The sequence below is a fragment of the Streptomyces albus subsp. albus genome (assembly GCF_000725885.1).
Taxonomy (GTDB): Bacteria; Actinomycetota; Actinomycetes; order Streptomycetales; family Streptomycetaceae; genus Streptomyces; species Streptomyces albus.
This window is the reverse complement of the sequence record NZ_JODR01000016.1, coordinates 64,691-85,479: the sequence shown is the minus strand read 5'-3', so window position 1 is coordinate 85,479 and position 20,789 is coordinate 64,691. Positions and strand designations below refer to the sequence as shown.

Sequence of the window (20,789 nt, the reverse complement as noted above, 5' to 3'; positions counted from 1 at the left end):
GGACCCCGCCGAAACCGGGCCGCGACCCCGCCGAGTCCGGGCCGTGACCGAAGGAATGGGTGATAGGGGCTCAATGCGCGTTTCGCACGAAGAGTTGAGTTCGAGAATGTGAACTGCGCCACTCGGAATCCCGTCCGCCGCCGACGACTTTGCATTCGGCGTCGCCGAAGTGATATACGCGCCCGAGTGATTCCGGCAATGCGGACAACTACATGGTCACAGCCGCGTAGTTGGGCATTGATCACAACGGAGGGCGGGCTCGCGGGACCGCCGTTGAGGGCTCAACAGGCCGTGTACGCGTCGACTGTGGCGCATCGCACGATTGTTGAGCGAAGCGTTTCGCGCCTGCTAGGCATTCCCTCATGTCCCCGAAAGCTCAGATACCCAGCCACCGGAAGCCGCGCTCCAGCAAGATGAATACGGCGCTGCGTGCGGGCATGACGGGCGGCGTCATGGGCACCATCGCGCTCACCGCGGCAGCGGCGCCGGCCTTCGCGGCCGACAAGAACGCCCCCGCGGAAACCGTGGAGATGCCCACCCTCTCCACGGCCGACTCCAGCGCCCTCGCCGCCGAGTCGCTCCAGGACTCCGCACAGCAGTTCCAGCTCCAGCAGGCCCAGCGCGCCGCCGCCGAGGAGGCCAAGGAGCAGGCCAAGGAGAACAAGGAGAAGGCCAAGGCGAAGGCCGAGGCCGAGCGCAAGGCCGAGGCGGCACGCAAGGCCGCCCTCCGCACCAAGGCCGCCGAGAGCAAGAGCGCCGAGCACGCCTCCCGCTCGACCGAGCGCGCCTCCCTGTCCGCGTCCGCCTCCGCTCCCCAGGGCGGCAACGTGGCCACTCTCCTCAACTTCCTGCGGGCGCAGGTCGGCAAGTCCTACGTCATGGGCGCCACCGGGCCCTCCGCGTACGACTGCTCGGGCCTGACCCAGGCCGCGTTCAAGCAGGTCGGCATCAACCTGCCGCGCACCTCCCAGCCGCAGTCCACTGCGGGCACCCCCGTTTCCCTGGACAACCTCCAGCCCGGCGACATCCTCTACTGGGGCAGCGCCGGCAGCGCCTACCACGTGGCCGTCTACGTAGGCGGCGGCAAGTTCATCGGCGCCCAGAACTCCTCCACGGGCGTCGTGGAGCGCCCCATGAGCTACGACCAGCCCACGGGTGCCGTCCGCGTCCTGTGAGCTTCCCGCTCCACCACGAAGGGGCCCGCCGCGCCGATGCGCGACGGGCCCCTTCGGTTGTTCGGTGAGGGCTCGGGCCCGGAGGGCACCGTGGCCCTTGCGGCCTGGCCGTCGACGGCTCCCACCACTCGGTTGCCCACTACGGCAGTGCCAGCTCCGCGCAGTGGTGACGCTCGGCCGACTGGCGGGCGAACGCCGTCAACGCTTCAGTGCGGAAGCCTGGGTCGTCCTTCTTGACCGGTACCCCGCTCGTGCCTTCCGCGTCGCTGCCCACGACACCGCTGAGAACGTAGAGCGCTCGGGTTTCCGTACCGGGGCACTTGGCGGTGGCCCAGACCCTCCAGCCGTCCTTCTGCACCCCCTGCTTCCCAGCCACGCGCGGCGTGACCTGCTCGCTGTACCCCTCGGCGAAGGGCCCGTAATAGGCGGACAACGAAAACGCCGGCAGTTGCGGATCAGCTTCCGTCGTCAGGACACAGTCCTCCACCGGTGCCGTCCCACTCGCCCGGGCCTCCCAGACGTGTCCCAGGCCCAGTCGCCGCGCCGACGACTCCGTCGGGCGCAAGGCGGCACACGTCCCCCGTGCCTCAGCCAGTGTCACAGGCTTCTTGCGCGGGCTGCCGCCGAGCCCGGCGAACGAGCCGCCTCGCACCTGGTCGCAGCCGAACGAACCAGCAGCCTTCTCGGCCGTCGCGACAGCCACGGCGGCGAACTTCTCACGCTGAGCGGGGGCCGGTGCGGTGACCGCGCCCGGTCCCCCCTCGATACGGGTCTCGACGATCAGGCTCCTGTGGCCCTTGCGGTCGCACCGCAGCCAGAGGGACGCACTCGTGGCCCCCGCTTCTTCCCTCAGTACCCCCGGCCAGGAGCCGAGCGGGGAGAGAGGAGAGTTGTAACCGGACGGATGCGTACGGCCGAGAAACTTCATCGTCCGCTCGTCCCCCGGGCCCCAGCGAAGGCGGAACGTCAGGGTCTTGCCGCCGTTCCTGGTCGTCGCCTCACACGACGCCAGGGCACCGTCCTCCTTTGTGTCCGATGCGCCCACACGCTCGCTGCCGAGCGCGGTACGGATCCGGGAAGGGGCCAGATTCCCCCCACAGGCGCGGTCGAGTTGCCGATGCTCACGCCATGTCTGAATGGTGCCGGTCGCATACAGCACGCCGCCCAGGAGGAGCAGACAACCCACGACACCACCGAGGACGAACCGAGTCCGCCCGCGGCGACCGCCACCCCCTGTGGGTCCCTCTCGCATGCGTGCCCTTACTGTCGGTGAGCGACCTTACAGTGCATTGCCTTGCGTGGCACGCCAGTTCGGTTCTTTCGGCATCTGCTCAGGTGCACGGGGAGCGCGGGGCGTCAGGCTCGGGGGGTCACCTTGGTGAGGCCGTTGATGATGCGGTCCATGGCGTCGCCGCCGGTGGGGTCGGTGAGGTTGGCGAGCATCTTGAGGGTGAAGCGCATCAGGACCGGGTGGGAGAGGCCGCGTTCGGTGGCCAGCTTCATGATCTTGGGATTGCCGATGAGCTTCACGAAGGCGCGGCCCATCGTGTAGTAGCCGCCGTACGTGTCCTTGAGGACCTTCGGGTAGTGCTGGAGAGCCCTCTCGCGCTGGGCGGGGGTCGCCCGCGCGTGCGCCTGCACGATGGTCTCGGCGGCGACGGCGCCGGACTCCATGGCGTAGGCGATGCCCTCCCCGTTGAACGGGTTGACCAGCCCGCCGGCGTCGCCGACCAGCAGCAGCCCGCGGGTGTAGTGCGGCTGCCGGTTGAAGGCCATGGGGAGTGCGGCACCGCGGATCGGGCCGGTCATGTTCTCCGGCACGTACCCCCAGTCGGCGGGCATGGAGGCGCACCATGCCTTGAGGACCTCGCGCCAGTCCAGGTCCTTGAAGGAGGCGGAGGTGTTGAGCACGCCCAGCCCCACGTTGGAGGTGCCGTCGCCCATGCCGAAGATCCAGCCGTAGCCGGGCAGCAGCCGGTCCTGCGGGCCGCGCCGGTCCCACAGCTCCAGCCAGGACTCCAGGTAGTCGTCGTCGTGCCGGGGCGAGGTGAAGTACGTGCGGACGGCCACGCCCATGGGGCGGTCCTCGCGGCGGTGGAGGCCCATCTTGAGGGACAGCCGCGTCGAGTTGCCGTCGGCGGCGACGACCACCGGCGCGTGGAAGGTGACGGGCGTCTTCTCCTCGCCCAGCTTGGCGTGCACCCCGGTGATGCGGCCGGTGCGCGCGTCGACGACCGGCTCGCTCACGTTGCAGCGCTCGTACAGCCGCGCGCCGGCCTTCTCCGCCTGGCGGGCCAGCTGCTCGTCGAAGTCGTCGCGCTTGCGGACCAGTCCGTAGTCGGGGAAGCTCGCCAGCTCCGGCCACTCCAGCTGGAGCCGCTGGCCGCCGCCGATGATGCGCAGGCCCTTGTTGCGCAGCCAGCCGGCCTCCTCGGAGATGTCGATGCCCATGGCGACGAGCTGCTTGACGGCGCGGGGGGTCAGTCCGTCGCCGCACACCTTCTCGCGGGGGAAGGCCGTCTTCTCCAGCAGCAGCACGTCGAGTCCGCTGCGGGCCAGGTGGTAGGCGGTGGCGGAGCCCGCGGGCCCGGCGCCCACGACGATCACGTCGGCGGACCGCTCGGAGGCTGTTGTCGGCTGGGGATCGGCCACGAGGACTCCCGCGTACTGGCTGGGTCGGCTGACCCGCCAAGTCTATGCGGGCCTCCCCGGCCCCTCTCGGACGGTCCCCGCCGATGTCCGCTCCGCTACCGGCCGTCCTCGTCCCAGGTCCGCAGTGCGGTGCTGAACACCTGGTCCGCTGCCGGGTCCCACTCGTCGTAGCGGCACTCGAAGTAGAGGCTGTACTCGGTGCCGTCCTCGGCGACGTACGCCTGGTCGACGGCGTGGATGGTGCGGCCCGACTCGTCGGAGGTGTAGACGAACTCCCAGCGGGCGCCGGGCCGTCCCCGGAAGGTGTTCTCCGTCAGCTCCAGCCGTCGGTAGCCGTCGCGTTTCCGCGCGCCCTTCTCCAGGGTGCGGAAGTTGTCGAGCGAGGACTGGCCCGCGTTCTCGATGACGCCGATGCGCAGGTAGTCGCCGCCGGTCGGGGCGGCGTAGTCGGTCTGGCTGCCCTTCGGCTCCCGCTGCCAGCCCTCCATCACGCCGACGGAGAAGCCCTTGGGGTCGTCGGCCATGGTGAAGCCGTCCGGCAGGTCCGTGCTGAGGGGTGCGGTGGGTGAACCGCCGGGGCCCTCTTCGCCGTCCGCGCCGGCGGAGGGGGCGGGGCGCGGGCCGGCGGGCTCCTGGTCCGAGGGGCGGTCGGTGGCTGGGCCGTCCACGCGTTCCTTCGCCCGTACGGACTCCCCGGCGGCCGGCTTCCCCTTGTCCCGGCCGTCCCGGCCGTCGCCGCCCGCCAGGTACACGGCACCGCCGACCGCGGCGCCGCCGACGAGGAAGGCGGCCAGGACCAGTCCGGCCCACATCAGCCCGCGCCGGCGCTGCGGCGGCGGCACGGGACCGCCACCACCGGGCGTGCCGGGGGCGTCGGGCGTGCCGGGAGTGCTGTCGTGCGGGGTGCCGGGGCCGGCCGTACCGGCGTCCGTCACCGTCGCATCGGGGGCGTCGCCGGTGGGGCCCGCGGCGGGCGGGGGCGGCCCGAAGGCGCCCTGGCCATGGACGCCGGGGACGGTCCCGGGGCCCGCGGAGGGGTGTGCGCCGCCCGGCCCGTGCGGGGGCTGCCCGTACGCGGCGGGCGTGTACCCGGACGGGCCGTACGGTGCCTGACCGTACGCGGCGTGCCCGTACGCCCAGGTGCCGGCTGCGCCGCCCGCGCCCCACGCGGCCGGGCCGAGGCCGCCGGGCCCGCCCTTCCCGAAGGAGGCCCGCAGCAGCGGCACCAGCAGGGCGCCGCCGAAGGACCACAGCAGGGCGAACAGCAGCAGTTCGGCGGCGCCCGCCGCGATCCGGGCACTGGAGGCGAAGCTGTCGGAGGTCGTGACGTCGCCGAGCCCGTCGGAGTAGTCCCCCGGGTAGTCGCCGAGGCCGCCGCCGTCCGGTCCGCCGGACACACCGTGGAAGGCGGCCTCGAAGCCCAGCCCGGCCAGGGCGACCAGCACCAGGACACCCACGGCGAAGAAGGCGGCGGCCAGCAGTTGTTCGGCGCGGGTCGGGCTGCGCCGGGCCACCAGCCAGCCGAGCAGCAGCGCGCAGGCCAGTCCGCCCAGCAGCGTGCCGGTCACGGCCCAGGCACCGGACGCGTCGGCCAGGTCGGAGTAGCCGAGGGATTCGCGCCCGCTGCTCCACTCGCTGACGTTCCACTCGGCGTCCAGCGGTGCGCCCCACGCGAAGGCGAGGCCGAACGCGCCGAGGTTGGGCAGCATGGCCAGCAGCACCCACACGTCGGACGCCTTCACATCATCCCCCGCCAGCAGCACGGCGGTGAACGTGACGAACGAGGCGAGGGTGACCACGGCGACCAGGGCGAGCGCGGCGGTGCGCAGTGCCCCGGCCACAATGCGCGGCCCGTTCCCGGGGCGGGCGGCCAGCCAGGCGTCGGTCTCCGCGCGGGCCAGGACGAGCGCCGCGACGAGGGTGGCGCTCAGGAACGCCCACAGCAGGGTCAGTCCGGGCGCGGAGTCCAACTCCAGTCCCTCGTAGGAGGGTGCGGCGTACAGGCCGAGCACCAGTCCGCCCAGTCCGCACACGAGACCGATCCGCAAGGCGGCCTCGAACCCGGCGGACCGGGTGGCCCGCACGGACCGGCGCCGCTCCGCACGGGCGGCGAGGACCAGCGCGCCGAGCCACACGGCGGTGGCCAGCAGCGGCAGTCCGGAGAACTCCGCCTCGCCCACCACTCGTTCGCCGCCGACGGAGGAGGTGCCGTCGGACGAGACCCCGAATCCGCCGCCGACGCCCTGGAGCAGCGCGGCCAGCGCGACCCGCATCCGGGTGCCCCAGCCGATGTCGAGGTCGTCGATGTCGTCGTTGGACCAGATGCCCAGGGCGCAGGCGGCGACGAACAGCAGCCACAGCGGCCAGACGGCGACCCGCAGTGCGCCGAGCCAGTCGCCCTTGAAGGTGCGGGCGAGGAACAGGCCGACCGGCGTGGGCCGGGCCGGCGGCTGCGCGGGCGGGACGGGGTGCACAGCGGGTGCGGGCCCGTATCCCGGCGCCCCGGGTGGTACGGCGGGTGCGGGTGGTCCCGGAGGGGCGGGCGGGGCCGTCGGCGCGGCCGGTGGCGCCGCGGGGGCCGCAGGCGCCGCCGGGGCTCCGCAGGACATGCAGAACCGTGCTTCAGCGGGAGAAGCGGCCCCGCACTGCGGGCAACGCGACGACGGCGGCGGCGACGACGGCGACATGGCGCTCCGGGGAGGTGGAGGGGACGGAGGAGGAACCCGTGGCGGCCACCCCGTGTGGGGGTGGCGGCACGGACCGTTCACCCATCGTTCCGCCGAACGGGCCCGCAGGGAAGCGCGTTTATGCAAGCGAGACCGACCGCCGGGCGCACCCCGGGCGGCTCGCGCCGGGCCGCCCGGTGCGGCCGGTCGAGGCGGGGCGTCAGTCCTGGGGGCGGAATCCGCGGTGCAGGGCGACGACGCCGCCCGTCAGGTTGCGCCACGCGACGCGCTCCCAGCCCGCGTCCTGGAGGCGGCCGGCCAGCGCGGGCTGGTCGGGCCAGGCACGGATGGACTCGGCGAGGTAGACGTAGGCGTCGGGGCTGCTGCTGACGGCGCGCGCCAGCGGGGGCAGGGCCCGCATCAGATATTCGGTGTAGACGGTGCGGAACGGCGCCCACGTGGGGTGGCTGAACTCGCACACCAGCACGCGCCCGCCCGGCTTGGTGACGCGGCGCAGCTCGGCGAGCGCCGCGTCCACGTCGCTGACGTTGCGCAACCCGAAGGAGATGGTGACCGCGTCGAACACCCCGTCGGCGAACGGCAGCCGGGTGGCGTCACCCGCGGTCAGCGGCATCCACGGGTGCCGCCGCTTGCCCTCGCGCAGCATGCCGAGGGAGAAGTCGCAGGGCACCGTGAAGGCGCCCGCCTCCACGAACGGCAGCGACGAGGTGGCCGTACCCGCCGCCAGGTCCAGCACCCGCTCGCCGGGCCGCGCGGCCACCGCGTCGGCGACGGCGCGGCGCCACAGCCGCGCCTGGCCGAGCGAGAGCACGTCGTTGGTGAGGTCGTACTTGGCCGCCACGTCGTCGAACATGGCGGCGACCTCGTACGGCTTCTTCTCCAGGGATGCGCGGGTCACGTCTCGTCTCTCGTCCGTCCGGCGGGCGCCCGGCCCGCCGTCAGTTGGCGTCGATGAGGGTCAGCTCGGGGTGGGCGGTGCCGCCCTCGATGGCGGTGGAGGACAGGTGCGAGACGACCTTGTCGTCCACCGGGTCGTTCGCCGGGTCGTCGTGCACCACCAGGTGCTCGTAGGTGGTGGCGCGCTGCGCCGGGACACGGCCGGCCTTGCGGATCAGGTCGATCAGCTCCATACGGTTGGAGCGGTGCCGGGCGCCGGCCGAGGAGACGACGTTCTCCTCCAGCATGACCGAGCCCAGGTCGTCGGCGCCGTAGTGCAGCGACAGCTGGCCGACGTCCTTGCCGGTGGTCAGCCACGAGCCCTGGATGTGCGCGACGTTGTCGAGGAAGATCCGCGCGATGGCGATCATCCGCAGGTACTCGAAGATCGTCGCCTGCGTCCGGCCCTTCAGGTGGTTGTTCTCGGGCTGGTACGTGTACGGGATGAAGGCGCGGAAACCGCCGGTGCGGTCCTGCACGTCCCGGATCATCCGCAGGTGCTCGATGCGCTCCGCGTTGGTCTCGCCCGTGCCCATCAGCATCGTGGAGGTCGACTCCACGCCCAGGTTGTGGGCGATCTCCATGATCTCCAGCCAGCGCTCGCCCGACTCCTTCAACGGCGCGATGGCCTTGCGGGGACGCTCCGGCAGCAGTTCGGCGCCCGCGCCCGCGAAGGAGTCCAGCCCGGCGGCGTGGATGCGCTCGATCGCCTCCTTCGGCGTCACCCCGGAGATCCGCGCCATGTGCTCCACCTCGCTGGCGCCCAGCGAGTGGATGACCAGCTGCGGGAACTCCTTCTTGATGGCCGCGAAGTGCTTCTCGTAGTACTCCACGCCGAAGTCCGGGTGGTGGCCGCCCTGGAACATGATCTGGGTGCCGCCCAGCTCCACCGTCTCGGCGCAGCGGCGCAGGATGTCGTCCAGATCGCGGATCCACACCTTGTCGCTCTTGGGCGCGGCGTAGAAGGCGCAGAACTTGCACGCCGTCACGCAGGCGTTGGTGTAGTTGATGTTCCGCTCGATGATGTACGTCGCGATGTGCTCGGTGCCCGCGTAGCGGAGGCGGCGCGCCTTGTCGGCGGCGGCGCCCAGCGCGTGCAGGGGCGCGTAGCGGTAGAGGTCGAGCGCCTCCTCGGGGGTGACACGCCCGCCGGCGGCGGCGCGGTCGAGGGCGGAGAGCAGGTCGGCTTCCGACACGTGCGCTGGCACCGTGGCGTCCCTCCAAAGGTCGCACTTCGACACATCTCGCCGCTTACCACAGCACAGCGGCGCCCGACCAGCGTACGCCAGGGGTTCTCACCCGATTCTGCGGAGTGTCCCCGCCGCGTTCCCACCGCCTTCCACGTGCGACTCGTAGCGCAGCCGCTCGTCCTGCCGCAGCCGGAACTCCTCCTTGGTGCCGCCCGGCGCGCACAGCTCGGAACCGGGCTCGGAGCCGGAGGCGTCCGCCACCAGGCGGGTGCCGGTGGCCGACACCAGCCGCCACCGGGCCGCGCAGGCGGCCCCGCCCAGCTTCGCGGCGCCCTTCGCGACGATCTCGCCCTTGCCGCCCTCGCCGATGGTGACGGTCAGCGTGCCCACCGGGATGCCCCGCTCGGAGTACAGATCGCCGCGCCATTTCCCGACGAACTCCTCGGGCACCCGGCCCCCGGCCCCCGGCGTTCCGCTCGGCCGCCCGTCCCCGGGACGGTCCGGCGCGGACGGGCTCGTGCCCGGCGGCGGTTCGGCCGCGCTGTCCCGGCCGGAACCGCCGATACCGGGTATCAGGTCGAACGCGTACGACGTGCCCAGCAGCGCCGCCACCACGCAGGCGATCGAGAGCACCAGCGTGCAGCTGACCCGCCGACGGCGGCCCTTCCCGGCACCGTCCCCCGCGCCCCGCTCGACGACGATGCCGGCCCGGCCGCGCCCGTACGCCGGATCGGGCGGCCCGAACCCCGCGCCGGGCCCCTCCCCCACGCTCTGCGCGCCGCCGGCCGGTCGCACGGAGGAACCACCGGCAGGGCGTGCGGCCTCGGCCCGGGCCGCGGGACCGAGTGCGGCACCCGGGGGCGGCGGGGGCGGGACGGCGTCCGGGCCGGAGGCGGGAGTGGTGAAGGGGACCGGACCGGAGCCGGACGGCGCCTCCGGCTCCAGCTCCAGCAGTTCGACGGCGCGCCTGCTCACCTGCTCCACCAAGGGCGCCGGCAGCCAGCCGCCGCGCACCAGTCCGGCGACGCCCTCCTCCCCCGCCAGCCCGCCGACCAGCTCGTCCGGCGCGGGCCGCTGCCCGGGGTCCTTGGCCAGAGCGCGGGTGACCAGCTCCCGCAGCCCGTCCGGGAGCCCGTCCAGGCGGGGCTCGCCGTGCACCACGTGGTACAGCAACGCGGCCGAACTGTCGCCCGGGAAGGGGGCCCGCCCGGTCGCCGCGTACGCCAGGACGGCACCCAGCGCGAAGACGTCCGCCGCCCCGGTGACGCGCTCCCCCAGGATCTGTTCGGGCGCCATGTAGCCGGGCGAGCCGACCGAGACCCCCGTCGAGGTGAGGGAGGCGGTGCCCTCCATGGCCCGGGCGATACCGAAGTCGATCAGGCGGGGCCCGTCCAGGGTCAGCAGCACGTTGGACGGCTTCACATCCCGGTGCACCAGGCCCAGCCCGTGCACATGGCGCAGCGCCTCGCCCAGCCCGGCGCCGAGAACCCGGACGGCCGCCTCCGGCAGCGCCCCGTGCCCGGCCACGGCCTGGGTCAGCGAGGGGCCCGCCACATAGCCGGTGGCCACCCACGGCACCGGCCCGTCGGTGTCGGCGTCCAGCACGGGCGCCGTCCAGGCCCCGCCGACGCGGCGGGCCGCCGCCACCTCGCGCCGGAACCTGACGCGGAACTCCTCGTCCACGGCGTGCTGCGGGTGGACGACCTTCACCGCGACGGTCCTGCCGCCGGCCGAACGGGCCAGATACACCCTGCCCATCCCGCCCGCGCCCAGTCTGCGCAGCAGACGGTAGTCGCCCAGCGTCCGCGGGTCCTCCGGCTCCAGCGGCTGCATGCCCGCCCCCCTGTCACATCGCTGCCCGAGCTCCCCTCGCCCGCCCTCGGGCGGCACCAGCCTAGGCAGCGCGGAGGCGTGCGGTCAGGGGCGCAGCATCTCCACCCGCACGTCCGGCGGGAAACCCGTGGTGGCACCGGTACGGCGGGCGAACTCGGCCACACCCTCCAGCTGCCGTTCGCCGAACCGGAAGTCGAGGGTCGTGAAGTACTTCTCCAGCACCTTCGGGTCGAACACCTCGTACCGTGCGGCGTGCTCCGCCACCTGGTCGACCTGCTCCATGGCCAGGTCCCGGGAGTCGAGGAAGGCCCGGTGGGTCTCCCGCACCGTCTGCGGGGAGCGCTCCAGGAAGTCGCGGCGCACCGCCCAGACGGCGAAGACGAACGGCAGGCCGGTCCACTCCTTCCACAGCCGTCCCAGGTCGTGCACCTGGAGGCCCTCCTCCGGCAGCCGGCGCAGATACGCGCGCAGCCCCACGTCGCCGATGACGACGGCGGCGTCGGCCTCCTTCATCATCCGCTCCAGATCGGGCGGGCAGGTGTAGTACTCCGGCTGCACCCCGTAGCGCTCGGACAGCAGCAGCTGGGCGAGCCGTACGGAGGTGCGGGAGGTCGAGCCGAGTGCCACCCTCGCGCCGTCGAGCTGGTCGAGCGGCACCCGGGAGACGATCTCGCACGACATGACGTCACCGTCGCAGCCCACCGCGATGTCGGGGAGCGCGACCAGGTCGTCGGCGTTGCGGAGGAACTCCACGAGGGTGACGGGTCCCATGTCGAGCCGCCCGTCGATGATCATTTCGCTGAGCTTCTCGGGGGTGTCCCGAGTCAGGTCCAGATCCAGCAGGGTGTGCGTGTGGACCAGGCCCCAGTACAGCGGGAGACAGTTGAGGAACTGGATGTGCGCGACGCGGGGGCGGGTGCGCACATCACTCGGTTCGGCCGGTGTAGCAGTCACCCTCCGGAGAGTACGCCCCGGCCTGTTCCCCGCCGTGCCGGGTCCCCGGCGGACGGCAACGTCCCCCACTTGGCGGTGATCTTCAACCCTTCCACCGTCCGCCCCTGCGTGCTAGGCTCAGACCTAAGTTGCAGTTTGGTTTCCCTTGCAGTACAGAGCCTGCGGAGCATGTGACCGCGGGCTCTCGTCGTTTTCAGGCTTCTTAGTGGGTTCTGGGAGCGCAGGGACACCCTTTTAGGCCCAAGGAGGGCTTATGGCTACCGGAACCGTGAAGTGGTTCAACGCCGAAAAGGGCTATGGCTTCATCGCCCAGGACGGCGACGGTCCCGATGTCTTCGTCCACTACTCCGCCATCAACGCCTCCGGCTTCCGCTCCCTCGAGGAGAACCAGCTGGTGTCGTTCGACGTGACCCAGGGTCCCAAGGGGCCGCAGGCGGAGAACGTCACCGCGCAGTAGTCCCTGTCGCACGCAGTACCCAAGGGGCCCCCGCCACCGGCGGGGGCCCCTGCCTTTTGCCCCGGGCCGGGCCCGGGGAGGGGACCCGGTCTGTTTCCGGGGGCCACCGGGGTGCCCCGGTGCGGCCCGGGTACGCGCAGGCGGCCGGGGCGGGGCGCTTCGCCCGGATGCCCGGGCTGCCGTCTCTCCCGGACGTCCGGCTGCTTCCCAGGGCGAGGGGGCGCCCCGGTTCGGGGCACCCAGCCTGTTTCCGAGGCCCTGGGCGCCTCCGCTTGCGCCCAGCTGGCCTCGGGGCCCGGCGCCCTCGGGGCCGGGCACCCTCGGGGCCCGCGCCTCGTGTGCGGGTCGGTCCCGGGGAGGAGGCGGGGGCAGCTTCCGGGAGCCGCCGGGGGCACCGGGTGCCGGGCAGGCCCGTGTTTTCCTCGGGGTGCCCGGGTGCTTCCGGAAGCTGCCGAGCGCCCCCGTGCCGGGCAGGGTCCGTGCTTCCCCTCGGGAGCCCGGCCGCCTCCGGGGAGCCCCGGGCCGTGCCGGGAGGGTGTCCGGAGCCCTTCGGCTACCGGGCGCCAGGCTGCCCATCAGGGCCCTTGGCGGGGTGTTCGGGTGCTGGCCGCCCCGCTCGGACGCCTGGCCGGCCGGGGGCCGGGCCGAGCGGCTGAACGCCTCACCGACTCCGGGGGCCGGCTCTGTCCTGTGTCCGGCCGTGCCCAGGCCGCATGCCTGTGCCGGACCGGCCGGATTGGGCCATGCCCCGGCTCCCCACTGACCTCGGGCCACCAGGCTGCCTGGGGAGCCGTGGTGCCCGGCTGCCCTCGTGGCCGGGCCGCAGCCCGATGTCCGGCCCGGACCGGGCGGGGCGGGACGCCGGCGGGGATCGGGGGGCCGCCTCCCGCACGTCGGGGTGTGAGGGGGTGCCCCGGCGTGCGGGAGGGGGGTCAGCAGCCGCGTTCGTAGCCGGTGATCGCGGCGACCTTCTCCGCCGAGGCGGACGCCTCGTCGAAGTGGCAGTCCAGCCACTCGTCCACGAGGGTGCGGGCCAGCTCCAGGCCGATGACCCGCTGCCCGAAGCAGAGCACCTGGGCGTTGTTGCTGAGCACGGACCGCCGTACGGAGTAGCTGTCGTGCGCGGTCACCGCCCGGATGCCGGGCACCTTGTTGGCGCTGATCGCGACGCCCAGTCCGGTGCCGCACACCAGCAGCGCCCGGTCGGCCTGGCCGTCGGCGACACGGCGGGCCGCCTCCACCGCGACGTGCGGGTAGGCGGTGTGCTCACCGCTGCCGACGCCCACGTCGGTGACCTCGGCGACACGGGCGTCGCCCGCCAGGTCCTTCTTCAGGGCTTCCTTGTAGTCGAGCCCCGCGTCGTCGCAGCCCACGACGATGCGGAACGGGCGGGGCGCGGCCGGGGTGGTGCTCATGGCGGTCTCCTCCAAAGTGGGTGCGGCGGGCATCAGCGGGCGGCCGGGACGGTCTCGGCGACCGCGCCCAGGACCATCGCCAGCGACGTGGCGCCGGGGTCGGGGGTGCCGACGCTGCGTTCGGCCAGCGGCCGGGCGCGGCCGAGCCTGGGGCGCATCGCCGCCGTGGCCTCGGCCGCCTCGCGGGCCTCGGCAGCGGCGGCGGCGCACGCCTCGGCGGGTGCGGTGTCCGCCTCGATCCGTCCGGCGAAGCCCGTCACGAACGGGGCGAGCGCGTCCACCAGCGTCTTGTCGCCGGGCGCGGCCTTGCCCAGCGCGGTGACCGCCTCCAGTGCGGCGCGGGCACCGGCGGCCAGTTCGGCGGGCTCGGGGGCGCGGTCGGCGGGCAGTGCGGAGCCGAACGCGCGCAGCCCGGCGCCCCACAGCGCACCGGAGGTGCCGCCCGCCTCGGCGGCCCACGCGTCACCGGCGGCGCCGAGCAGTGCGGCGGGTGCGGCGCTGTCGGCGTGGGCCTTCTCCGCGGCGGCGAGGGCCGCGTCCACGCCCTTGCACATGCCGCGCCCGTGGTCACCGTCCCCGGCCACCGCGTCGAGCCGGCCGAGAGTCTCCTCCTGTTCGTGCAGCAGGGCGTGCGCCGCGCGGAAGGCCCGTACTGCGGTGGCGGAGGTGGCGGTGGCGGCACCGGTCGCGGTGGCCTGTTCGGCGGCGGGCGCCGCAGACCGGGTGGCCGTGCGGGCGGCGGGCGCCGCCGTGGGGCGGCCGGTGCGGCTGCCGGCGCCGTGCGGGGTGCCGCGCCGGAAGGCGGGGGTGTCGGCGGGGGCGAGCCAGAGCCGTTCGAGTTCGTCGTCCAGCCAGGTGACGGTCAGCGAGCAGCCCGCCATGTCGAGGGAGGTGACCAGTTCGCCGACCTCGGGGCGGACGGGCTCCAGCCCGGCCTCGGCCAGCAGCCGGGCCACTGAAGCCCACAGGACGTACAGCTCCTCGTACTTGGTGGCTCCCAGGCCGTTGAGGAGGACGGCCACCCGGTTGTCGCCGGCGGCCTCGGCGGGGCGTTCGGCCAGCAGGCCCTCCACCAGGGTGCGGGCCAGGTCGTCGGCGGTGGTCACCTCGCTCTCGCTGACGCCGGGTTCGCCGTGGATGCCCAGGCCCAGGCCGAGCTTGCCGTCGGGCACGGTGAACAGCGGCTCGCGCTGGCCGGGGAGGGTGCAGCCGGCGAACGCGACGCCCAGCGAGCGGGTGCGCGCGTTGGTGTGCTCCGCGACGCGCACCACCTCGTCGAGGGAGGCGCCCTCCTCGGCGGCGGCCGAGGCGGTCTTGTAGACGGTGAACCCGCCCGCGATGCCGCGGCGTTCCGCCTCGCGGCCGGCGGGGGCGCTGGCGACGTCGTCGGTGACGGCGAAGCAGCGGGCGGGGATGCCCTCGGCGGTCAGCCGCTGGGCGGCCTGGCCGAAGTTCATGACGTCGCCCGCGTAGTTGCCGAACATGAACAGCACGCCGGCTCCGGTCTCCGCCTCCCGCGCCACGGAGTACGCCTGCGCGGCGGAGGGGGAGGTGAAGACGTTGCCGATGACGGAGCCGTCGGCGAAGCCGTCGCCGACGACGCCGCAGAAGGCCGGGTAGTGGCCGGAGCCGCCGCCGGTGAGCACGGCGACCTTCGCGGTGTCCGGGCGGCCGGCCCGTACGACGCCGCCGTGGACGGCCCGCACGTGCTCGGGGTGGGCGGCGGCGAAGCCGGCCACCATGTCGTCGGTGAAGTGGGAGGGGTCGTTGAATATCCGCGTCATTGTGGCTGCTCCAGCTGTCGTGTCCTGCCCCGGCCCCGTCCCGTCACCGCTCGCGGGGCGCCGGGCCGCCCGGGGCGCGCCCGCCGCGGGTGGGGGGGCGCGCCCTGCGGGGTGGGTGGGGGCTCACCAGGTCTCGCGGGCTCTTTCCAGCGTTTCGAGGTAGCGGCGGTAGCCCTCTTCGTAGAAGGCGACCGCGTCGGTGTCGGCGCGGGCGACGCGGGGTGCGGCGTCCTGCACGTCCGCGGCCCGGCCCAGCGCGTCCCAGGCGACCTTGGCGGCGCCGCGGATGCCGACGGCGTCCTCCCGCACGTGCACGTCGCGGCCCAGCACTCCGGCGAAGATGCGGCCCCATTCGCCGGAGCGGGCCCCGCCTCCGCAGGCGGTGACGTCGCCGTCGACGCCGAGGGTCTCCAGGCAGTGCCGGGCGGAGTAGGCGACCGCCTCGCACAGGGCGCGCACCAGGTCGGCGCGGCCGGTCAGCGGGGACAGCCCGTCGAGCCGGCCGCGGGCGCGGGCGTCCACGAAGGGTGCGCGCTCCCCGCTGGTGGACAGGAAGGGCAGGGCGGTGACGCCGCCGGCGCCGTAGGGGGACTGGGCCAGCAGGGCGTCGAGTTCCTCGATGCGGACGCCGAGCATGCCGAGCAGCCAGTCGAGTCCGGCCGTGCCGATCATGGCGGGCATGACCCGCAGATAGCGGTCGGCGTAGGGGGTGGCGAGCACCATGCCGGCGGGCTCTTCGCGGCTCGCGGGCCCGGGGTCGTCGGAGAGGACCTGGCAGGCCAGGGTGGTGCCGATGATCAGGTGTCCCTGCCCGGCCCGGGTGAGGCCGGAGCCGAAGCCGCAGGCGGGGATGTCGAAGGGGCCGGCGCTCACCGGCAGCCCGGCAGGAAGTCCGAGTTCGGCGGCGACCTTCGGCAGCAGTCCGTACAGGGTGCCGGGCGGGGCGGGGTCGGCCAGCAGGTGACGCCAGCGGCCGAGCCCGCACGCCTCCAGCGCTTCCTCGTCGTAGCTGCGCGAGGCGACGTCGAGGAAGGGCACGGAGGCGTCCGAGGCGTCGACCGTGCGTTCGCCGGTGAAGCGCTGGGCGATGGTGTCCACGCAGTACCCGGCGGTGTGGGCGGCGGCCAGCCGGTCGGGCTCGTGCTCGGCCAGGTGGGCGAGCAGCGGCCCGGCGGCGCCGGGGAACATGCCGGCGCCGGTGCGGCGGTGGACCGCGCGTACCGTGCCGTCCGCCGTCCAGCGGTCCAGTACGGGGGCGGCGCGGCCGTCCATCCACGACAGGGCGCGGCCCACCGGCCTGCCGTCCGCGTCCCGCAGCCACAGTCCGTCGCCCTGTCCGGTGAGGGCGAGTGCTTCGATCGGCTCGTCGCTGCCGAGCAGTGCGGCGTCGGCGACGGCGGCCCGCACGACGGTGACGACCGTGCCGATGACCTCGTCCATGTCCTGCTCGACGCGGTTGCCCGGCAGCGTGTAGAGGGTGCTGCGGGCCTCGTGCGCGGGCGTGGTGCGCCCGTCACGCGCGATGAGCTGGGCCTTGGTGACCGAGGTGCCGACGTCGACGCCGACGATCATGACTGCTGCCCTCCGCGGAAGGCCTCGGGGTTGACGACGAACTCGGGGCGCTCGCCGCGCAGATAGGCGGCGGCCTGCGCCGCGGTGACGGCGGCGGCCCGGTCGGCCGTCTGCCGGGTGGCGCCCGCCAGGTGCGGGGTGGTGATGACGTTGGGCGCCTTGTGCAGCGGCCAGTCGGCGGGCGGCGGCTCGACGTCGTAGACATCCAGGGCCAGCGCGCCCAGGTGGCCGGATTCCAGCATGGCGGGCAGCGGGCCGTAGTCCATGAGTTCGCCGCGTGCGGAGTTGACGAGCACGGCGCCCCGTGGCAGCAGCTTGAGGTTGTCGGCGTTGAGCATGTGCCGGGTCTCGGGGGTGACGCGGGCGTGCAGGCTGACCACCGAGCTGCGGCGCAGCAGGTCGTCCAGTTCCACCAGTTCCACCCCGTCGGCGGCGGCCTTGGCCTTGTCGGCGTAGGGGTCGTGGACCAGGACGCGGGAGCCGAAGGCGCGCAGCACGCGGGCGACGATGCCGCCGATGGCACCGTATCCGACGAGGCCGACGGTGGTGCCGTCGAGCTCGATGCCGGCGTTCTCGATGGCGTAGTAGTCGCCGCGCCAGGTGCCCTTCTTCAGCTCCGCGTCGGAGGCGGGGATGCGGCGCATGGCGGCCAGCATCAGCCCGAGGGCGAACTCGGCCGCGGCGGCGGCGTTACGGCCCGGGGTGAAGGTGACGGGGATGCCGGCCTTCGTGGCGGCCTGGACATCGACGTTGACGGGGCCGCCCCGGGCGACCGCGATCAGCTTGAGGTTCGGGGCCTCGCGGATGACGCGGTCGGTGAAGGGCGCCATCTGGACGAGGGCGATCTCGGCGTCGCCGAGGGCTTCGAGGAGTTCGTCCTCGGTGCCGCTGGCCTCCTTGACGTTGCCGACGGGGCCGAAGGGGGTGTGCGGCCAGGGGGTGGTCTGGGTGCGGAACTCCAGGGCGGTGCCGGGCGCCGCCTCCTTGAGCGCGTCCACGAACAGCTGGGGGGCGATGAAGTGGTCGCCCGAGGCCAGGACCTTGATCGGGTCCGTCATGCCCGGTCACCTTCCTTGTGCTGGGATGCCTTGAGCTGGGAGAGCAGGTAGCGGCGCACGGCGTCGTGGTCGCTCGCGCGGTAGGCGGCGCGTTCCAGGGCGTCGGGGGCCGGCGGGTAGGAGGGGTTGGGGATGGCCACGACGGTCATCCCGGCCGCGGCGGCTGCGCGCAGCCCGTTGCTGGAGTCCTCGACCGCCAGGCAGTCGGGGGCGGGTACGCCGAGCTTGTCGGCAGCCGCCAGATAGACGTCCGGGCTGGGCTTGCCGCGCGGGACCTCGGCGCTGGAGACGGTCGCCTTGAAGTGGTGGTCGACCTCGTGGTGCGTCAGTACGGCGTCGATGACGCGGCGCGGCGCGGACGAGGCGAGGGCGATGGGGCCGAGCGCGGCGGCGTCGACGACCATCTCGCGGGCGCCGGGCAGCAGCTCGATCTCGCCGTCCTCCAATGCCTTGATCATGCCGTCCACGACGGTGCGCTCGGTGTCGGCCGCACTGTCGCCGGCGCCGGCGAAGTCGGTGAGGAAGGCGGCCCACTCGGGGGCGCTCATGCCCTGGCAGCTCTTGGTCTGCTCAGGGCCCCACTGCTTGCCCCGTTCGGCCGCGAACGCGGTCCACAGCCGTTCCCAGAGATGCTCGCTCTCGACGAGCACTCCGTCCATGTCAAACACCACTGCATCGGCCACGGCCGGAACTCCTCACATTCGGCTCCCTGCAAATTAACACTGGTCTTGTTATCTGTCACTTGTGACCTGATACGCGTCTCAGCCGTTCTGTGAGACCCGGGGCGGTCCGGGGCCCCTTCCACCGGTCACTGGGTGCAGGATGGTCCGTATGACCGCCCAGCAAACAGCACGCGCCTCGCGCCAGAAACGTCAACAGCAGATCGTCGACCACGTGCTGGCCAAGGGTGACGCGTCGGTGGCAGAGCTGACCGAACTGACCGGGGTCAGCGTGATGACCGTCCACCGGGACATCGCCGAACTGGCCGACCGCGGCATCCTGCGCAAGTACCACGGCGGCGTGACCGCCCAGCCTTCCACCGTCTTCGAGTCCTCCTCGGACTTCCGGCTGCACGCGCACACCGACGAGAAGGACGCGCTGGCCAGGGCCGCGCTCGACTTCGTGACGCCGGGGATGTCGCTGATGCTGGACGACTCGACCACGGCCCTGGCGCTGGCCAAGCTGCTGCCGCAGGTCGGCCCGCTCACCGTCGTCACCAACTACCGGCTGATCACCGAGGAGCTGCGGGCCGTGGAGGACGTACGGCTCATCGGGATCGGCGGCGAGTACTCGCGCACCCACGACTCGTGGATCGGGCTGTCCGCGCTGGAGATGATCAAGAGCTTCTCGGTGGATCTCACCCTGGTCTCCACCTCGGCCATGACCGGCACCATGACCTACCACCAGGAGCAGGAGATCGTCGCCCTCAAGCGGGCGATGCGCGAGGCCGGCTCGCTCAGCGTGCTGCTGATGGACCACAGCAAGGTCGGCCGCAGCGCGCTGCACCGGCTCGACCCGGTGGGCGCCTTCGACCACGTGGTGCTGACCGGCCCGGTGGACGACGAACTGGTCGAGGGGCTGCGCAAGCAGACCGACGTGCGGGTGGTCACCGCGTAGTCGCGCTGTGACGCTCTAACAAAAATCGCTGTCTTTTTTAACACGGCTCTTGATATTTCTCGCAGCCGGGCTGAGGATCTGCGGTGCACCAACGGTTACCTCAGAGCGGAGGCCCCCTGATGACGGATGCAGCGACGCGTGTGCCCGACAGAGGGCTGCTCGATCGGATAGGGCTGCCGAAACCCCTGGTCCTCGGTTACATCGGCGTACTGCTGTTCATGATCGGCGACGGAGTCGAGAGCGGCTTCATCTCGCCGTACATGGCCGACCACGGCGCGGGCACCGATGTGAAGGCCGGCTACGTCATCACCGTCTACGGCGTCGCCGTGATGCTGGCGTCCTGGTTCTCCGGCGCCCTCTCCCAGGTGTGGGGGCCACGCCGCGTGATGTGGACGGGCCTGGCCATCTGGGCCGTCTTCGACGCGCTCTACCTGCTCTTCGCGCTCGGCACCGAGAACTACCCGCTGATGCTCGTCTTCTACGGCATCCGAGGCTTCGGCTACCCGCTCTTCGCCTTCGGGTTCCTCGTCTGGATCACCGGCAGCGCCCCCAAGGCCCGGCTGGGCACCGCCGTCGGCTGGTTCTACTTCGCCTTCACCGGCGGCCTGCCCACCCTCGGCTCCCTGTGGTCCAGCTTCACCATCCCGCAGATCGGTGAGATGGGCACCCTGTGGACCGCCCTCGGCCTCATCCTGATCGGCGGCGCCGTCGCCCTGGTCGGCGCCAGGAAGCGGGAGGGCGGCGACCGGCTGGCCGAGCCCGGGGTGACCACCGGGGAGTCCCTCTACAACAGCATCTCCATCGTCTGGACCCACCCGCGCGTCCTGGTCGGCTGCCTGGTGCGCGTCATCAACACGGCGCCCGAGTTCGGCATGCTCGTCTACCTGCCGCGGATCTTCTCCGACGACGTCGGCTTCGGCACCGACAAGTGGCTCCAGCTCCTGGCGATCATCTACGGCACCAACATCTTCTTCAACCTGATCTTCGGTGCCGTCTCCGACAAGATCGGCTGGCGGACGACCATCGCCACCTTCGGCGCCCTCGGCTGCGCGATCAGCGTCACGGTGCTCTACTTCGTGCCGACCTGGCTGGGCCCCGACTACTACTGGGTCGCCGTCCTGGCCGGCATGCTCTACGGCGCCACCCTGGCGGGCTTCGTGCCGATCTCCGCGCTGATCCCGAACATGGCGCCCGAGAACAAGGGCGGCGCCATGGCGCTGCTCAACCTGGGAGCGGGCGGGGCCACCTTCGTCGGCCCCGCCATCGCCTCCCTCTTCCTGCCCCTCGTCGGCGCCGGCGGCGTCACCATCGTCTTCCTGGCGCTGTACCTGGTGGCGATGGTGCTGACCTTCTTCCTCAAGATGCCGGAGGAGCAGGGCTCCTCCGGGAAGGCCGCCCCCACCGCGACGGACACCAGCACGGCACCCACCCCCGCCTAGCCGCCGCGGCCGGGCACCGG

The 20,789-nt window shown here is 73.0% G+C and carries 17 protein-coding genes; 4 read left to right on the top strand and 13 right to left on the bottom strand.

The window, feature by feature from the left end; genetic code table 11:
* The first annotated feature begins 362 nt into the window (after window positions 1-362).
* A complete protein-coding gene (locus tag IO40_RS0118630) occupies window positions 363-1,175 on the top strand; it encodes a C40 family peptidase (RefSeq protein ID WP_016472799.1) in 813 nt (270 codons plus the stop codon).
* Window positions 1,176-1,314: 139 nt separating this feature from the next.
* Here IO40_RS0118630 and IO40_RS0118625 read toward each other — a convergent pair whose 3' ends face one another.
* The 8 genes from IO40_RS0118625 to IO40_RS0118590 all read right to left on the bottom strand — a co-directional run bounded on the left by IO40_RS0118625 (window position 1,315) and on the right by IO40_RS0118590 (window position 11,397).
* Complete coding sequence (locus tag IO40_RS0118625) at window positions 1,315-2,361, bottom strand: hypothetical protein (RefSeq protein WP_033229184.1); 1,047 nt, start codon at window positions 2,359-2,361, stop codon at window positions 1,315-1,317.
* A 170-nt stretch (window positions 2,362-2,531) separates the two neighbouring features.
* On the bottom strand, window positions 2,532-3,827 hold the full coding sequence (locus tag IO40_RS0118620; protein ID WP_016472801.1) for a geranylgeranyl reductase family protein: 1,296 nt from the start codon (window positions 3,825-3,827) through the stop codon (window positions 2,532-2,534).
* Between the two features lie 95 nt (window positions 3,828-3,922).
* Window positions 3,923-6,301: a hypothetical protein gene (locus IO40_RS0118615; protein WP_031175770.1), complete on the bottom strand. Its 2,379-nt coding sequence runs from the start codon at window positions 6,299-6,301 to the stop codon at window positions 3,923-3,925.
* Between the two features lie 148 nt (window positions 6,302-6,449).
* The gene (locus IO40_RS39455; protein WP_258775444.1) at window positions 6,450-6,584 is read right to left on the bottom strand and encodes a hypothetical protein; all 135 of its coding nucleotides are present in this window, start codon (window positions 6,582-6,584) and stop codon (window positions 6,450-6,452) included.
* 129 nt (window positions 6,585-6,713) lie between these two features.
* A complete protein-coding gene (locus tag IO40_RS0118605; RefSeq protein ID WP_016472803.1) occupies window positions 6,714-7,412 on the bottom strand; it encodes a demethylmenaquinone methyltransferase in 699 nt (232 codons plus the stop codon).
* Between the two features lie 40 nt (window positions 7,413-7,452).
* Window positions 7,453-8,646 (bottom strand): cyclic dehypoxanthinyl futalosine synthase, encoded by a 1,194-nt coding sequence (gene mqnC / locus IO40_RS0118600; RefSeq protein WP_030409474.1) that lies wholly within the window; start codon window positions 8,644-8,646, stop codon window positions 7,453-7,455.
* Window positions 8,647-8,745: 99 nt separating this feature from the next.
* Window positions 8,746-10,473, bottom strand: coding sequence for a serine/threonine-protein kinase (locus tag IO40_RS0118595; protein WP_016472805.1), 1,728 nt, complete (start codon window positions 10,471-10,473; stop codon window positions 8,746-8,748).
* Between the two features lie 84 nt (window positions 10,474-10,557).
* Window positions 10,558-11,397 (bottom strand): menaquinone biosynthetic enzyme MqnA/MqnD family protein, encoded by an 840-nt coding sequence (locus IO40_RS0118590; RefSeq protein ID WP_016472806.1) that lies wholly within the window; start codon window positions 11,395-11,397, stop codon window positions 10,558-10,560.
* A gap of 283 nt (window positions 11,398-11,680) precedes the next feature.
* Between IO40_RS0118590 and IO40_RS0118585 the strand changes: the two genes are divergently transcribed.
* The gene (locus IO40_RS0118585) at window positions 11,681-11,884 is read left to right on the top strand and encodes a cold-shock protein (protein ID WP_016472807.1); all 204 of its coding nucleotides are present in this window, start codon (window positions 11,681-11,683) and stop codon (window positions 11,882-11,884) included.
* A 932-nt stretch (window positions 11,885-12,816) separates the two neighbouring features.
* Here the strand turns inward: IO40_RS0118585 and IO40_RS0118580 are convergent.
* From IO40_RS0118580 to IO40_RS0118560, 5 genes are all read right to left on the bottom strand, one after another.
* The gene (locus tag IO40_RS0118580; RefSeq protein ID WP_016472808.1) at window positions 12,817-13,299 is read right to left on the bottom strand and encodes a ribose-5-phosphate isomerase; all 483 of its coding nucleotides are present in this window, start codon (window positions 13,297-13,299) and stop codon (window positions 12,817-12,819) included.
* A 32-nt stretch (window positions 13,300-13,331) separates the two neighbouring features.
* Window positions 13,332-15,083: a dihydroxyacetone kinase family protein gene (locus tag IO40_RS0118575; protein ID WP_031175769.1), complete on the bottom strand. Its 1,752-nt coding sequence runs from the start codon at window positions 15,081-15,083 to the stop codon at window positions 13,332-13,334.
* A 123-nt stretch (window positions 15,084-15,206) separates the two neighbouring features.
* Window positions 15,207-16,655, bottom strand: coding sequence for an FGGY-family carbohydrate kinase (locus IO40_RS0118570; protein ID WP_016472810.1), 1,449 nt, complete (start codon window positions 16,653-16,655; stop codon window positions 15,207-15,209).
* A complete protein-coding gene (locus tag IO40_RS0118565) occupies window positions 16,652-17,713 on the bottom strand; it encodes a 2-hydroxyacid dehydrogenase (RefSeq protein ID WP_016472811.1) in 1,062 nt (353 codons plus the stop codon). Before IO40_RS0118565 ends, IO40_RS0118570 begins: the two co-directional genes overlap by 4 nt.
* Window positions 17,710-18,396 carry an HAD family hydrolase gene (locus IO40_RS0118560; protein WP_016472812.1) on the bottom strand — a complete coding sequence of 229 codons (687 nt, stop codon included), beginning with the start codon at window positions 18,394-18,396 and terminating at the stop codon, window positions 17,710-17,712. The genes IO40_RS0118565 and IO40_RS0118560 overlap by 4 nt, the downstream gene beginning before the upstream one ends.
* A 148-nt stretch (window positions 18,397-18,544) precedes the next feature.
* Between IO40_RS0118560 and IO40_RS0118555 the strand changes: the two genes are divergently transcribed.
* Window positions 18,545-19,330, top strand: coding sequence for a DeoR/GlpR family DNA-binding transcription regulator (locus IO40_RS0118555; protein WP_016472813.1), 786 nt, complete (start codon window positions 18,545-18,547; stop codon window positions 19,328-19,330).
* A 119-nt stretch (window positions 19,331-19,449) separates the two neighbouring features.
* Complete coding sequence (locus IO40_RS0118550) at window positions 19,450-20,769, top strand: MFS transporter (RefSeq protein ID WP_016472814.1); 1,320 nt, start codon at window positions 19,450-19,452, stop codon at window positions 20,767-20,769.
* Window positions 20,770-20,789 lie beyond the last annotated feature (20 nt).